At 70.2% G+C, this 13,727-nt stretch carries 16 protein-coding genes and 1 pseudogene; 13 read left to right on the top strand and 4 right to left on the bottom strand.

What is annotated here, in order from left to right; all coding sequences use genetic code 11:
- The 10 genes from ABD401_RS10820 to ABD401_RS10775 form a co-directional block, all read left to right on the top strand.
- A partial coding sequence (locus ABD401_RS10820) for an ABC transporter substrate-binding protein (protein WP_344604515.1) occupies positions 1–1,312 on the top strand: 1,312 nt, incomplete at its 5' end.
- Positions 1,313–1,316: 4 nt separating this feature from the next.
- Positions 1,317–1,727 (top strand): hypothetical protein, encoded by a 411-nt coding sequence (locus tag ABD401_RS10815; RefSeq protein WP_344604513.1) that lies wholly within the window; start codon positions 1,317–1,319, stop codon positions 1,725–1,727.
- Positions 1,714–2,187: a hypothetical protein gene (locus ABD401_RS10810; RefSeq protein ID WP_344604511.1), complete on the top strand. Its 474-nt coding sequence runs from the start codon at positions 1,714–1,716 to the stop codon at positions 2,185–2,187. The genes ABD401_RS10815 and ABD401_RS10810 overlap by 14 nt, the downstream gene beginning before the upstream one ends.
- A complete protein-coding gene (locus ABD401_RS10805) occupies positions 2,184–4,274 on the top strand; it encodes a branched-chain amino acid ABC transporter permease (protein WP_344604509.1) in 2,091 nt (696 codons plus the stop codon). The genes ABD401_RS10810 and ABD401_RS10805 overlap by 4 nt, the downstream gene beginning before the upstream one ends.
- Positions 4,264–5,031, top strand: coding sequence for an ABC transporter ATP-binding protein (locus ABD401_RS10800; protein WP_344604507.1), 768 nt, complete (start codon positions 4,264–4,266; stop codon positions 5,029–5,031). The genes ABD401_RS10805 and ABD401_RS10800 overlap by 11 nt, the downstream gene beginning before the upstream one ends.
- On the top strand, positions 5,024–5,722 hold the full coding sequence (locus ABD401_RS10795) for an ABC transporter ATP-binding protein (protein ID WP_344604505.1): 699 nt from the start codon (positions 5,024–5,026) through the stop codon (positions 5,720–5,722). Before ABD401_RS10800 ends, ABD401_RS10795 begins: the two co-directional genes overlap by 8 nt.
- Positions 5,719–7,071, top strand: a complete 1,353-nt coding sequence (locus ABD401_RS10790) for a hypothetical protein (RefSeq protein ID WP_344604503.1) — start codon at positions 5,719–5,721, stop codon at positions 7,069–7,071. The genes ABD401_RS10795 and ABD401_RS10790 overlap by 4 nt, the downstream gene beginning before the upstream one ends.
- 23 nt (positions 7,072–7,094) lie before the next feature.
- Positions 7,095–7,598, top strand: coding sequence for a peptidylprolyl isomerase (locus tag ABD401_RS10785; RefSeq protein WP_344604501.1), 504 nt, complete (start codon positions 7,095–7,097; stop codon positions 7,596–7,598).
- Positions 7,595–9,250: an ABC-F family ATP-binding cassette domain-containing protein gene (locus ABD401_RS10780; protein ID WP_344604757.1), complete on the top strand. Its 1,656-nt coding sequence runs from the start codon at positions 7,595–7,597 to the stop codon at positions 9,248–9,250. The genes ABD401_RS10785 and ABD401_RS10780 overlap by 4 nt, the downstream gene beginning before the upstream one ends.
- A 202-nt stretch (positions 9,251–9,452) precedes the next feature.
- Positions 9,453–10,061: a class F sortase gene (locus ABD401_RS10775; RefSeq protein WP_344604499.1), complete on the top strand. Its 609-nt coding sequence runs from the start codon at positions 9,453–9,455 to the stop codon at positions 10,059–10,061.
- A gap of 7 nt (positions 10,062–10,068) precedes the next feature.
- Here ABD401_RS10775 and ABD401_RS10770 read toward each other — a convergent pair whose 3' ends face one another.
- Positions 10,069–10,635, bottom strand: a complete 567-nt coding sequence (locus tag ABD401_RS10770) for a nuclear transport factor 2 family protein (RefSeq protein WP_344604497.1) — start codon at positions 10,633–10,635, stop codon at positions 10,069–10,071.
- A gap of 109 nt (positions 10,636–10,744) precedes the next feature.
- Here ABD401_RS10770 and ABD401_RS10765 point away from each other — a divergent pair, with 109 nt between their 5' ends.
- Positions 10,745–10,966 carry an RNA-binding S4 domain-containing protein gene (locus ABD401_RS10765; RefSeq protein WP_344604495.1) on the top strand — a complete coding sequence of 74 codons (222 nt, stop codon included), beginning with the start codon at positions 10,745–10,747 and terminating at the stop codon, positions 10,964–10,966.
- Positions 10,967–10,986: 20 nt separating this feature from the next.
- Here the strand turns inward: ABD401_RS10765 and ABD401_RS10760 are convergent, their stop codons facing one another.
- Both ABD401_RS10760 and ABD401_RS10755 read right to left on the bottom strand, forming a co-directional pair.
- Positions 10,987–11,226, bottom strand: coding sequence for a HepT-like ribonuclease domain-containing protein (locus tag ABD401_RS10760; RefSeq protein WP_344604493.1), 240 nt, complete (start codon positions 11,224–11,226; stop codon positions 10,987–10,989).
- A 109-nt stretch (positions 11,227–11,335) separates the two neighbouring features.
- Complete coding sequence (locus tag ABD401_RS10755) at positions 11,336–11,851, bottom strand: helix-turn-helix domain-containing protein (protein WP_344604491.1); 516 nt, start codon at positions 11,849–11,851, stop codon at positions 11,336–11,338.
- Positions 11,852–12,269: 418 nt separating this feature from the next.
- On the opposite strand from ABD401_RS10755, the gene ABD401_RS10750 reads away from it, so the two are divergent.
- Positions 12,270–12,584: a nucleotidyltransferase family protein gene (locus ABD401_RS10750; protein ID WP_344604489.1), complete on the top strand. Its 315-nt coding sequence runs from the start codon at positions 12,270–12,272 to the stop codon at positions 12,582–12,584.
- Positions 12,574–12,906, top strand: a complete 333-nt coding sequence (locus ABD401_RS10745) for a HepT-like ribonuclease domain-containing protein (protein ID WP_344604487.1) — start codon at positions 12,574–12,576, stop codon at positions 12,904–12,906. Before ABD401_RS10750 ends, ABD401_RS10745 begins: the two co-directional genes overlap by 11 nt.
- Positions 12,907–12,918: 12 nt before the next feature.
- Here ABD401_RS10745 and ABD401_RS10740 read toward each other — a convergent pair.
- Positions 12,919–13,727, bottom strand: a pseudogene (locus ABD401_RS10740) (hypothetical protein); the annotation flags it as partial.

Genomic DNA, 13,727 nt, shown 5'->3' with positions numbered 1-13,727 from the left:
GGCCGCGACCGGGACCGGCGCGGCCGCCACGAGCGGATCCAAGGGCAAGGGCGCCGGTGCGGCCGCCGGTGCGGCCGGATCGAGCCTCGCCTCGGCCGTGCAGCGGACGGTCGAGACGGCGCCGATCTTCGGCGGCAAGGCCGCCTGCAAGCCGGCCCACCTCTCGCCGGTCAACATCGGCAACGTCAGCACGCTGTCCGGTGTGCTCGGTGAGTTGTTCTCGCCGGTGCGTTCGGCGCTGGAGACCTTCGCGACCTCGCAGAACGCCTGCGGCGGCCTGAACGGTCACCGCATCAACCTGATCGTCGACGACGACCAGGGCGACCCGGCGACGGCGTCGACCAAGGTCCAGCAGATGATCCAGAACAAGAAGGTGCTGGCGTTCGTCGGCAACATCCAGCTGCTCACCGTCGACGCGGTCGCGCCGGTCATCCGCAAGTACGGCGTGCCGATCCTCGGGTCGGACCTGACGAACAACACGTGGTTCACGAACCCGCTGATGTTCCCGCAGGGCTCGAGCGTGCAGTCGATGGCGTACGGCTACATCGACGCGGCGCTGAACCACTTCAAGACCCCGAACATCGGACAGGTCTGGTGCATCGAGGTGCCCCGGGCGTGCGAGCAGATGGAACGCGCGTTCCAGGAACTCGCACCGATGATGGGCGCGAAGGTCAAGAAGACGATCCAGGTCTCCATCACCGCCCCGTCGTACGTGCAGCAGTGCCTCGACCTCAAGAACGCCGGCGTCGAAGCACTGGGACTGTCCTTCGACGCGGCCTCGCAGCACCGGTTCGCCCGGTCCTGCACCCAGGTGGGCTACCACCCGAAGGTGTTGCCGTACCCGCTCGGTGTCGGCAACGAGAAGCAGTTCCTGCAGGGCAACAAGTGGCTGGGCAACGCCTACGTGCCGATGAACCACTTCCCGTGGTTCGCGAACTCGACGCCGGCGGAGAAGTACTGGCAGGCCTCGATCAAGAAGTTCAACCCCGGCTTCACCTCGGGTGGCACCGCCGCCATGGGTTGGGCGAGCGGGGCGATGCTGGTGGCCGCCTCGGCCGGTCTGTCGGCCGAGAACCCGACGACGCAGCAACTCCTCGAAGGCCTCTGGACCTTCAAAGGTCAGCAGTGGACGACCCTCGGTGGGCTGACGCCGCCGCTGACGTTCGGCAAGGACCAGAACCCGCGGGTCCCGTACTGCCTGTACGCCGCGATCTCGAACGCGGACAACACGGGTTGGGTCAAGGCGGTGTCGAAGCCGGTGTGCACCGACGTCCTCGCCCCCAGCGACCCGCAAGCCAAGGCTCGGGGGTAGCGGCGTGGATGTGTCCTGGCTCAGAAGTCAGTGGGACCGGGTCCTCGCGATCGGTCTGACGGTGGCCGGTGCCGTGTGCCTGCTCGCCGGGTACGCCGGCGTGGCGGACTCGAAACTGCTCGCCGAGCAGACGCGGTACATCACCTCCGGCGGTCTCGGTGGCCTGTTCCTGCTCGCGCTCGGGGTGACGCTGTGGGTGTCCGCCGATCTCCGGGACGAGTGGCGCAAGCTCGACCGGATCGAGCGGATGCTGGCCGGCGGGGTCCTGCGCTGGGCAGAACCCTCGGCGGCCGCCGAGACCGAACCTGAGGTCCCCGACGTCCCGGAGGTCTCCGAGATCACCGAGATCTCCGAGGTCTCCGAGATCCCCGAGGTCCGCGACCGCACGCCGGTGGCGTTCCGTGAACTCGCTTAGCGCTCCCGTCGCCGCGCCCCTGTGGTCGGTGCGTGCGCACCTCGTCCACGGGGTGCTCACCGCACTGGGGGCGGTCCTGTTCCTCGCCGGGACCGCGGTCGTGGCGAACGAGAAGGTGTACGCGGACCAGGAACCGGGTCTGGCCGTGGCGACTGTCGGCGTGGTGCTCGGCGGGGCCGCGGGTCTGCTCCTGCTGGTCCACGGCCGGCGCCGGGTCGCGGTCCGGCGTGACCAGTCGCTGAGCCCGATACCGGCCGCGCCCGGCGTGACGGGGGCGACGTCCCGGACCCGACCGGCCCGGACCCGATCGGCTGACCCGGCCGGGTTCGTGGCCGGTGAGGGTCTCGTGCACTTCCACCGGCGGGACTGCTCGATGGCGGAGGGCCGGCGCTGGCCCGTGACGGACCGCGCCGGCCACGAGCGGGCGGGTCGCCGTCCCTGTGGGGTGTGCCGCCCGTGAACTCGTTCCTGAACTACCTCGTGCCGGGCATCGCCGACGGCTCCGTCTACGCGCTGGCCGCGCTCGGCCTCGTGCTGACCTACAAGACGTCCGGTGTGTTCAACTTCGCGCACGGCGCCCTGGCGGCGACCGCGGCGTACGTGTTCTACGAGGGGTACGTCGAGCAGAGCTGGCCGTGGCCGCTGGCGTTCGCGGTCAGCCTGCTCGTCGTCGGTGTCCTCGGCGGGCTCGTCCTCGAGCGTCTGGGGTCGCTCCTGGCCTCGGCGCCGACCGTCACCACGGTCGTCGCCACCGTCGGCCTGATGGTCCTGCTGCAGTCGCTGATGACGGCGATCTACGGGGCCGCGGACAAGAAGAGCGGAGACTTCCTCCCCACCAACGGGCCACGGGTCGGGGACGTCACCATCTCCTACGGCGACATGCTCGTCACGGTGTTCTGCCTCGCGGCGGCGGGCGGTCTGTTCCTGTTCTTCGGGCGGACCCGGATCGGCAAGGCCATGACCGCGGTCGTGGACGACCCCGACCTGCTGGCGCTGCAGAAGTCCAACCCCGCCGTGGTGCGCCGGCTGTCCTGGATCCTCGGGTCCTGCTTCGCCTCGATCTCCGGCATGCTGCTGGCCCCGAAGCTCGGGGTGTCGGTCAACGTCCTGGTGCTGATCGTCATCGCTGCCTACGGAGCGGCCGCCGTGGGGTTGTTCCAGAACCTGCCGCTGACGGTGGCCGGCGCCTTCGCCATCGGCGTGATGGTGAACTACTTCCCGGCGCAGGCGCAGAAGACCGACTCGCTGTTCCTGCAGAGCCTCCCGCGGAACATCCCGTTCCTCGTGCTCCTGCTGGTCTTCCTGTTCGTGCCGGCGCGGTTGCTCACCGAACGGGGCATCCGCAACGTGCGCCGGTTCGAGGCCCCACGCAGCTTTTCGCCCCGCATCACCGGCACGGGTATGGCCGGTCTCGCTGCGGTGCTGCTCCTGGTGCCGCACGTGGTGGGCGAGACCGACATCACCACCTACAGCGCCTTCCTGGCCTACGCGATCATCTTCCTGTCGCTGGGGATGCTGCTCTACATGTCGGGGATGATCTCCCTGGCCCACATGGGTTTTGCGGCGATCGGCGCCACGGTCTCCGGCAAGCTCATGACGCTCGGGTTCTTCGACTGGCTCCCCGTGGTCGGTGGGCGGACGGTCTCCTGGCCGGTCGCGATCCTGCTCGGCGGGCTGGTGGCGGTGCCGTTCGGGGCCGTCGTGGCGATTCCCGCGATCCGACTGGCCGGGATCTACGTCGCGATCGCGACGTTCGGCTTCGGCATCCTGCTGCAGCAGGCGTTCTACCTCGCGCCGGTCATGTTCGACGTCGCCGCGCTGGTGCAGCACCCTCGCCCGGGGACGGAGTTCTACGTCCCGGGCACGGCCACCGCCGAACCGGTCGAGGGCCGGGCGGCGTCGCTGCTCGGCGTCGACTTCGAGAACGAGCGGAACTACTACTACCTGGCGCTCGCGGTGTTCTTCCTGATGGCCGCGATCGTCCTGCTGGTCCGGCGCAGCCGGCTGGGCACGTTGTTGCGGGCGCTCGCGGACTCGCCGACGGCGCTGGCCGCGCACGGGGCGAACATCAACGTGATGCGCGTGCTGGTGTTCTGCCTGTCGGCGTTCATGGCCGGTGTGGGTGGCGGCGTCCTGGCGGGCGTGACCCAGTCGGCGAGCGGTTCACCCGGTGGCGTCTTCGACTACACCACCTCGCTGATCATCGTGGCGGTGCTCGGGTTCTGCGGACGGCGGCCGATCCTGTCCCCGCTGGTCGCGGCGTTCGTCTACCAGGTCATCAAGATCTACCCGCCGTTCGACCACCCGACCATGATCGAGTACCGCGGCGTCATGTTCGGCGCGCTCGCGATCCTGGTCGCGATCTGGCCGGCGCTGAACTGGAACGTGCTGCGTGGCCCGCGTGGTCGGGAGCGCGAGGCGGAGCCCTACGGGCTCGGACTGCCGCGGCGGCCGGAGGAACCGCCGGCTGCCCCGCTCCCGGTGCGACCGGCGGACGCCTCGGCACCGGTGCTGGTCAGCGTGGGAGGGCCCGATCGTGAGCACTGACCTCGAGGTCGCGAACGTCACCGTGCGGTTCGGTGGGATCCTCGCCGTCGACGACGTCTCCCTGTCCGCGCGGGCGGGGCAGATCACCGGGCTGATCGGGCCGAACGGGGCCGGGAAGACGACGTTCTTCAACGCCTGCACCGGGCGCAACCGGCCCCAGTCCGGCACGGTCCGGCTCGGCGGGCACGACCTGCACGGGCTGCGGACCTCACGGCGGGCGCACCACGGGCTGGGCCGGACGTTCCAGCGCATGGAGTTGTTCGAAAGTCTGACGGTGCGTGAGAACGTCCGCTGCGGGCCGGCCGCTCATCTGTCCGGCTCCCGGCCGCTCGGGCTCATCCACTCGACCCGTCGGGAGACCCGGCAGATCAACGCCTGGGCCGAGCAGGCCCTCGAGCGGTGCGGGATCGCCGACCTGGCGAACCGCGTCGTCGGCGACCTGTCCACCGGGCAACGTCGTCTGGTCGAGCTGGCCCGGGCCATCGCCACCCCGTTCCGGTTCCTCCTGCTCGACGAGCCGTCGTCGGGGTTGGACGTCTCCGAGACCCAGGCGTTCGGCGCGGTGCTCACCGACTGGGCGGCCGAGACCGGTCACGGCATCCTGCTCGTCGAGCACGACATGGCGCTGGTGTCGGAGATCTGCCAACAGATCTACGTGCTCGACTTCGGCAAGGTCATCTACACCGGCACGACCCGCGAGGCCCTGTCCAGCGACCTGGTCAAGGCAGCGTACCTCGGGGAGGCCTCCGTTGTTTGAGCTGCGCAACATCACGGCCGGCTACGACACCGGGACCGTCCTGCGGGACGTCTCGCTGACCGTGCCCGACAACGCCACCGTCGCCCTGCTCGGACCGAACGGCGCCGGCAAGACGACGCTGCTGCGGGTCGCCTCGGGGCTGCTGAAGCCGTACTCGGGGCAGATTCTCGTCGACGGCGTCGACGTCACGGGAGCCGCGCCGCACCAGCTCGCGCGCAAGGGCGTCATCCACGTGCCGGAGGGGCGCGGGATCTTCCCCTCCCTGACCGTCGCGGACAACGTCCTGCTGCAGTCCCCGCCGGGCCGGTACCGGCAGGGGCTCGCGATCGCCACGTCCACCTTCCCGCGACTGGGGGAGAGGGCCCGTCAGATCGCCGGGACGATGAGCGGCGGGGAGCAGCAGATGCTCGCGCTCTCCCACGCCTACGTGGGCAACCCGCACGTGGTCCTGCTCGACGAGGTGTCGATGGGCCTGGCGCCCAAGATCGTCGAGGAGATCTTCGAGTACCTGACCGACCTCGGACGCCGCGGCGTCGCCCAGCTGCTCGTCGAGCAGTACGTGGGTCAGGCGCTCCGCATGGCCGATTTCGTCTACATCCTCGACCGCGGCCGGATCAGCTTCGCCGGCGAGCCCGGGGAGATCAGTGAGGAGACCATCATGAACAGCTATCTCGGGTCGTTGTCGTCATGAGGGCGTCGCGATGGGTGGCCGGCCTGGGAGCGCTCGGCGTGGTCGGGACGTCGGCCCTGGTGCTCGGAGCGTCCAGCCCGGCCGCGGCCGACGACACGCGCTACAACCTCTCGGCTCGCGGTGACGCCTTCTACTTCGAGCTCAACGGCGACGAGATCCCGGTGTCGCCGAAGAACGACGCCGGTTCCCTGACCGCGGCGGCGGAGACGAAGAGTTCCGGCGGGAGCTCGGGGTACGCCGGCATGCCGTACTGGGGCAACACGGTGCAGTACCTGCCGGGGACGCTCAACGGCATCCCGAACCAGTTCGGGGCCCCCGACCTGCAGATCCCGTTCGCCGTCCTGCCCGGCTACGTCTCGACCTCGTCGGCGGGCACTCCGGAGGCGTCCGAGGACTTCGGTTTCGGCCGCATCGAGTCCCGCAGCGCCCAGAACGGGGCGTCCTCGTCGGCCTCCTACGGCGCACCGGGGAGCATCCCGGCGCCGAACCAGCAGCAGACGGCGAACGCCACGACCGAGAGCACCGGCAACGCGGTGTCCGCCGTCGCGTCGGGGAGCTCGTCCGGCTTCGTCAGCGGACCGCTCGAGGTGGCGCACTCGACCGCGGTCGCCTCGATCACCCAGAGCGTCGGGCGGGCCGCGCAGGTCGAGAGCAAGACGTTCGGCCGGTTCGCCGTGAACGGCCAGGAGTTCGGGTTCGACCAGAACGGGTTCCGTTACCTCGGCCAGGGCATGTCGAGCGAGGACGCGATCGCCGGGGCGAACAGCGCCCTGAACGCAGCCGGCATCGCGCTCGAGCTCGCGCCCGTGGTGACCGACAAGGACGAGACCGGCCGGACGACCTACTCCATCGGCGGTCTGATGGTCACGACCACCCAGGACAGTCCGAGCGGCGCCGGCACCTTCACCGTCACCTACGTGCTCGGTCGAGCCTCGGTCGGCGCGGGAGTCGCCCGGATCGGGTTCGGCACGGCGGCGGGCACCGCCGACACCGCCGCAGACACCGCCGCAGACACCGCCGCCGACAGCGCCGACGCCGCCGACACCGCGTTCGTTCCGTCGCTGGGCGACTCCCTGCCCGCCGCACTGCCCGCCGCACTGCCCGCGGGCCTCGCCGCGGACGCGGCGGCGGTCCCGTCGGCGGTGCTCCAGGTGGATGCGGACGGCGCGCTGGTCCCGGTCGGGGAGGTCGTGGCCGGGCAGGCGTTGCCGAAGGTTCTCGGTGTCGCGCTGACGGGGAGTCCGACCGGGGCGCGGGGTGAGTGGCTCTACGCCCCGCTGCTGCTGGCGGGGGCGGTCGTCCTGGTGGCGCGCTTCGGCGCGGTGCCCGGGCGGACGCGCTCGCGCTGACGCGGGTGCCCTAGCCTTCGCCCATGGCTTCCAACAACGTCTTCCTCGACATCGCGATCGGCGGCCAGTCCGCCGGCCGCCTGGTCTTCGAACTCCACTCCGACGTGGTGCCCAAGACCGCGGAGAACTTCCGCGCGCTGTGCACCGGTGAGCACGGCTTCGGGTTCAAGGGCTCGAAGTTCCACCGGATCATCCCGGGCTTCATGTGCCAGGGCGGTGACTTCACCCGCGGCGACGGCCGGGGCGGCAAGAGCATCTACGGCGAGAAGTTCGCGGACGAGAACTTCACGCTCAAGCACACCGGCCGCGGCATCCTGAGCATGGCCAACGCCGGCCCGAACACCAATGGCTCGCAGTTCTTCATCTGCACCGAGCAGACCCCGTGGCTCGACGGCAAGCACGTCGTGTTCGGCAAGCTGGTCTCGGGCGAGGAGACGCTCGATGCCATGGAGGCGCAGGGCTCGCAGAGCGGCGCGACCAAGGCTCCCGTCGAGATCGTCGACTGCGGAGAGGTGCCCGCAGCCTGAGCGCCACCCTGGTCGCCCGCGGTCTCGCGGCCGCCCACGGGGACCGGACCCTCTTCTCGGGTCTGGACCTCACCATCGCCCCCGGCGACGTCGTCGGCGTCGTCGGGGCGAACGGGGCGGGCAAGTCCACGCTGTTCCGCATGCTCGCCGGGCTGATCCCGCCCGGCGCGGGGCAGGTCACGCTCTCCCCGGCGACGGCGAACGTCGGCTACCTGCCGCAGGAGCTGGCGGCCGTGCCGGGGGAGAGCGTCGGGGATCTGATCGCCCGGCGGACCGGCAACGCCGCCGCCTCGGCGGCGTTCGACGCTGCCACCGCTGCTCTCGCGGAGGGCCGTCCGGTCGACGGTGTCCCCGCGGAGGACGCGTACGCCCTCGCTCTCGACCGCTGGATGACCCTCGGCGGCGCGGACCTGGAGGAGCGAGCCGAGGCGACGCTCGCCGACCTCGGCCTGGCGGTCGACCTGGCGGTGCCCATGACCTCGCTGTCGCGTGGGCAGGCGAACCGGGTCAGCCTCGCCGCACTGCTGCTGGCCCGCTACGACGTCTTCCTGCTCGACGAGCCCACCAACGACCTCGACCTCGACGGCCTCGACCGCCTGGAGAAGTTCCTCTCCGGGCTGCGGACCGGCGTCGCGGTGGTCAGCCACGACCGCGAGTTCCTCGCGCGCACGGTGACGCGCGTGGTGGAACTCGACCTCGCCCAGCAGAAGGTCTCGGTCTACGGCGGTGGGTACACCGCCTACCTCCACGAGCGCGAGGTCGCCGCGCGCCGGGCCCGCGAGGAGTACGACGAGTACGCCGAGCGCGTCGGTGACCTCACCGAGCGGGCCCGCGCCCAGCGCGCCTGGATGGAGAAGGGCGTCAAGAACGCCCGGCGCAAGGCGACGGACAACGACAAGATCGGCCGCAAGTTCCGCACCGAGGCGACGGAGAAGCAGGCCGCCAAGGCGCGTCAGACCGAGCGCCTGCTCGAGCGGCTCGAGGTCGTCGAGGAGCCGCGCAAGGAGTGGAAGCTCCAGATGGAGATCGCGGTCGCGCCACGGGCCGGCGCGGTCGTCGCGACCGCGAACGGCGCCGTCGTCCGCCGCGGGGGCTTCACCCTCGGCCCGGTGCATCTGCAGGTCGACTGGGCCGACCGGGTCGCGATCACCGGACCGAACGGTGCCGGCAAGTCGACGCTGCTCGCGCTGCTCCTGGGTCGCCTGCAAGCTGACGAGGGGTCAGCTTCCCTGGGTCCAGGCGTGATTGTCGGCGAGATCGACCAGGCCCGCTCGGCCTTCACCGGCTCCGCGACGCTGCTGCGCGCCTTCGGTGAGCAGGTGCCCGACGAGACCGAGGCCGACGTCCGGACCCTGCTCGCCAAGTACGGTCTCAAGTCCCAGCACGTCCTGCGTCCGGTCGAGAGCCTGTCGCCGGGGGAACGCACCCGCGCCGGGCTCGCGCTGCTCCAGGCCCGGGGCGTCAACCTGCTCGTCCTCGACGAGCCGACCAACCACCTCGACCTCCCGGCGATCGAGCAGCTCGAACAGGCGCTGGAGTCCTTCCCCGGAACCCTGCTGCTGGTCTCCCACGACCGCCGGCTGCTCGAGACGGTCCGCGTCAACCGCCGGATCGCCGTCGACGCCGGGCACGTGGTGGAACAGCTGGTCTGAGCCGGCGGCACCGGCGCCGGACATTTCCGCCCGAACGTCCACGAATCCTCCGCCGTGGGCACAGAATCGTTCAGCCCCGGACCAAACCCCGCTCAGGGCTGCGGTGCGGCGGACGGACGCTCGCCTAGGGTCGAAGCTCGCGGACGACCAGGGGGGTCTGAAGGTGGCACGGCATCGCACGGGTGCGCGGAGGCGCCGTCGAATGTCTCCGGCCGTGCCGGCGCTCGCCGTCGTCGCGGTCCTCGGTGCCCTGCTGCCGCTCGGCTCGGCGAAGGCCGACCCGTTCCCGCTGCCGATCCCCCCGATCCCGCTGCCGCCGATCCTGCAGCAGGACTGCAGCACGGCGAATGAGCCGATCGTCCCCACCAGCGTCGAGGTGGAGGACCTGTCGGACGAGATCCCGGTCGTCGCGCTGAGGCGCAAGCGCAGCGACGTCCCCGGCACCCCGCCGACCACCAAGGCGGGCCGCTGGGTGATGGCCTTCGACCTCGACAGCGGCATCCGCCCCGGCGCCCGCACCGGCAACGCGTTGTTCAACGCCCACACCTGGCCGGACGGCAGCGCCCTCGGCAACGCCCTGCTGCGCGAGCTCCACGAGGGCGAGTCGATCGTCGTCAGTTCCGACGAGGGCCGGTTCTGCTACGAGGTCAGTCAGCGCGTCGAGGTCCGCGCGAACTCCCGCGAGGCCGCCGAACGTTACTTCGCCCGCGGCGGTCCCCACCAGATCGCGATCGTCGTCTGCTCCGGCAAGCGCCTCGGCCCGGGGAAGTGGACCCACCGCACGATCTGGTACGCCAGCCCGGTTCGCTGACGGACCCTCAGGGCGTGTGGCGCGGTGCCCAGCCCCGGCCGACCAGCCGCTTGGCGGTGAGAAACGCCCGCGCGCCATGAGCGAGAGCGTGCCGGGTAACGACGTTCTTGCCGGCGATGGTGGCGGCCATGATCGTGATGTCGAGGTCGGTGTCGACGCGGCGGTGGGTGAACCGCCAGCCGTCGGGCGTCCGCACGAGGTCGTCGTGGTAGCGGCCGGTGGTGAGGAACCGAAAGCGAGAGCGGTTCTGCTGGCGGTTGCCGACCAGCACGGAGCAGATCTGGACAGCCGAGTCGCCCGAGATCTCGACGGTCGGGTCGGTGGTCAGGTGCATCGTCCCGAAGCCGAACTTCGACACGTTCTTCTCGATCTCGGCCCGCCCGCGGAAGGTCGCGAGGCCGACGACCTCGAAGACCCCGTCCTCGGTGAAGCACTGGGCGAAGTCCGCGAACCGGCAGTCGTCGACCGCCCGGTTGTAGCGCGCCGACAGTTCGCGGATCGCGACGTAGTCCGCCAGCCACTCGCCCTGGTCCGGGATCGGGACGGTTCCGTGGGTGACTGCATCGACCGTCATGCGGCTCCTCTGCCCGGGGTGGCGAATTCGATACATGTTAGATCTATTCAGCGGGCCGTCGGCACGGGCCACAATGCCTGCGGCGACGGGCGCCGGCCGAGGGGGAGCGATGACGAGCACGGGGGAGTTCCACCTCGACGGCCAGGAGCACGTGCTGCTGCAGTCGTTGCTCCAGATCGCCGGGCTGTGCGACACCGGCGGCGAGGCGAAGCTCCTCATCCTCGACGGCCAGGTCACCGTGGACGGGGAGGTCGAGACCCGCCGCGGGAAGAAGATCCGCGCCGGCCAGCGCGTCACCTGCGGCGACGTGGACATCGAGGTCATGCCCTGAGCTGTGGCGGGCGTGTCGCCCTATTCGGAGTCAGAGTCGGGGCCGGCGTCGTGCGCGTCGAGTAGTCGCAGGACCGCCTCGATCAGCGGGGGCAGCTCGCGGGTGACGGTGTCCGCGACGATGGCGTGCGCGGTGTCGAAGTAGCGGTGGGCGAGGTGGTTGCGCATCGCCTTGATGTCCGCCCAGGGGATCTCGGGTTCCTGCGCGAGCAGGGCCGGCTCCAGCGCGCCGACGGCTTCGCCGATCTCGATGAGTCGCACGCGGACCGCATCGAAGATCAAGCCGTCGGTGATGTCTCCCCGCTCCAGGTGCGAGGAGATGGCGTCGCCGCGGCGATGACGTCTTGGAGGCGTTCGGTGTGCCGTCGGCTCACAGCGGGATCGCCTCGCGAAACACCTCTTCGCGAATTCGCGCCTTGAGGGTGTCGGCTGGGATGACGTCGACGGGGACACCCAGGAGTTCGGTGAGCTCTCGGGTGAGGCCGGCCAACCCGACCAGTCCGACTCCGCGTTCGAGATCGACCAGGAGGTCGACGTCACTCTCGGCGTGCTCATCGCCACGGGCGACACTGCCGAAAACCCGGAGGTTGTGCGCCTTCCGTCGAGTTGCGATCTCGAAAATGGCGCGTCGATGACGACGGAGCAGTCGTCCGAGCCGGGTGTTCGGGAGGCCGAGCTGGTCAGCCGGGACGGGGAGGAGCTGGATCCGCATCCGATGGCCCGTCGCTTCGACCAGCTTGGTGAGCATCGGAAGGCTCGGTTCTCGCCGGCCCGCCTCGTAGGCGCTGATGACGGGCTGGGCGACACCTGCACGGGCGGCCAGCTCCGTCTGCGAAAGGCGTGCGGCAGTACGCGCGCGTCGCACTAGCTCGGCCGAGCTGGTCACGCAGGCAGGCTATCACGGATCGTCTATATCGTCTGTGCGGCGACGGACGGACGAAGAGTTACTGGGCGGCTTGCCGTCGGTCGATTACCGCCAGCCGACGGGCATTCCACTCCAACACGACCGGGCGCGGCGATCTCGTCGAGCTTGGCGCGGACAGCCGCGGCACCGCCACGGCGTCGTGCATCTGCCGCCCGGGGGAGTTTCGCCGCGCCGGGCCGGACGATAACCGCTTCTGAGCTGCGAAAACGCTGGAGCGGGTGACGGGAATCGAACCCGCATGACCAGCTTGGAAGGCTGGACTGAAGCGGAACGAACCTGCAGGTCAGCGGGGTAAAGGTCCTCAAAATCCGGCCGGCGTGACCTCTACGTGACCTAAGCGCGCCGCGACACGAACCGGGCGGGCCGTCGGACGGGCATCATGGTGGCTATGGAGTTACGCCCCGGTCTTACCGTCGATGATGCCGCGCTGTCGGCCTTCGCGACCAAGCATGGCGTAGCTCGGCTGCTCTTGTTCGGTTCCGTTCTCCGCGCCGACTTCCGGTCCGACAGCGACGTAGACGTGTTGGTCGAGTTCCTGCCCGATCGCATCCCAGGGCTGCTCGGTCTGGCCGCTATGGAGTTGGAGTTGGAGAGCTTGGTTGGACGAACAGTCGAGCTGCGCACACGCAACGATCTCAGCCGACACATCCGCGATCGGGTCGTCGGCGAGGCTCGGCTGCTGTATGCCGCTTGACGACCGGACCCGGGTGCTGCACCTACGGGAGGCCGCGCGGAAGGCCGTGAATTACAGCGTCGGCCGGACCCGCAAGGACCTCGACGACGACGAGCTTTTGCGGTTGGCCTTGGTCAAGCTGGTGGAGATTGTCGGGGAGGCGGCGAAGGGCGTCAGCGAACAGTTCCGGCAGGAGCATCCGGGAGTGGCGTGGTCGGCCGCAGGGCGGATGCGGGACCGTCTGGTCCACCACTACTTCGACATCGATCTCGACGTCCTCTGGCAGACGATCCACGAGGACCTGCCGGCGCTGCTGGTCGCGGTTCCTGATCCGGACACGTGACGCGCCATCGGCTCAAGGCAGACCGGCGCGGTCGAACTCGTGTTGCAGGCGAGGTCGGCGCCGGTGTTCCTCCCGGAGGGCACGGACGAGCTCGTCGACCTCCCGGGCCTTCTCGGTGCCCGCGGCGAGCTTCCGCATGGTCCTGAGCCGCCGGGCGGCGATGCGATAGTTGCCCGCATCGGCCTTCACGAGGTCGCCGTCCACGAGCGTGGCGAGGACGGGGAGGACAGCCAGCGGGTCGAGCTTCTGGTACTCCTCCACCAGGCGGGTCCAGGTGTCGCGGTCCGACAGGCCGAGATCGTGCGCGAGCGTCCACGCCTGTTCGACGTCGTGCAGAGTCAGCAGCGCGAACAGGACCGCGTCGAAGTGCGAGCTGCTCAGTCGCTCCATCACCTCGGGCTGCACATTCGGCCAATCGCGTCCAGCAGCGGCATGCAATCTCGCGGCGGTACCCGAGGAGGGCCAGCGCTCGAACATCGACCGGCGCGCGGCGAGCACGTCGGCGGGCCGGTGGATGGCGAGGAGTTCGCACCAGTAGTCCCCGGCAAAGCGCGACTGGTGGCCACCGTCGAACTCCGTCGCCTCACGCGCCCAGTCGATGGCCAGGTCTGGATAACCGGCCTCGGCGAGGGCCTTCGCAGTGTCATGCAGCCAGGCGGCGACCCGGCGGTCGCGGGCGTGGGTGGCGATGATCGCCGCGACGTCGCGGTCATGGACGGCCAAGCGCTGGTCGTTCCACTCCAGCACGAACCACTCGTGTGAATCGCCCCGGGTCTGGTGGAGGCTCTCATTCCAGGAAGGATGAGAGTCGTGGCAGCACC

Origin of the sequence: Sporichthya brevicatena (assembly GCF_039525035.1) — a bacterium.
GTDB classification, from domain to species: domain Bacteria; phylum Actinomycetota; class Actinomycetes; order Sporichthyales; family Sporichthyaceae; genus Sporichthya; species Sporichthya brevicatena.
The sequence above is the reverse complement of the archived record's forward strand: the minus strand, read 5'-3'. Positions and strand labels throughout refer to the sequence as shown.

Bases quoted from the DNA above. Each gene is read 5' to 3' on its own strand.
- ABD401_RS10750 (WP_344604489.1), top strand. From the start codon at position 12,270: ATGGTGGCTATGGAGTTACGCCCCGGTCTTACCGTCGATGATGCCGCG.
- ABD401_RS10790 (WP_344604503.1), top strand. From the start codon at position 5,719: ATGAGGGCGTCGCGATGGGTGGCCGGCCTGGGAGCGCTCGGCGTGGTC.
- ABD401_RS10765 (WP_344604495.1), top strand. From the start codon at position 10,745: ATGACGAGCACGGGGGAGTTCCACCTCGACGGCCAGGAGCACGTGCTG.
- ABD401_RS10745 (WP_344604487.1), top strand. From the start codon at position 12,574: ATGCCGCTTGACGACCGGACCCGGGTGCTGCACCTACGGGAGGCCGCG.
- ABD401_RS10775 (WP_344604499.1), top strand. From the start codon at position 9,453: ATGTCTCCGGCCGTGCCGGCGCTCGCCGTCGTCGCGGTCCTCGGTGCC.
- ABD401_RS10770 (WP_344604497.1), bottom strand. From the start codon at position 10,635: ATGACGGTCGATGCAGTCACCCACGGAACCGTCCCGATCCCGGACCAG.
- ABD401_RS10785 (WP_344604501.1), top strand. From the start codon at position 7,095: ATGGCTTCCAACAACGTCTTCCTCGACATCGCGATCGGCGGCCAGTCC.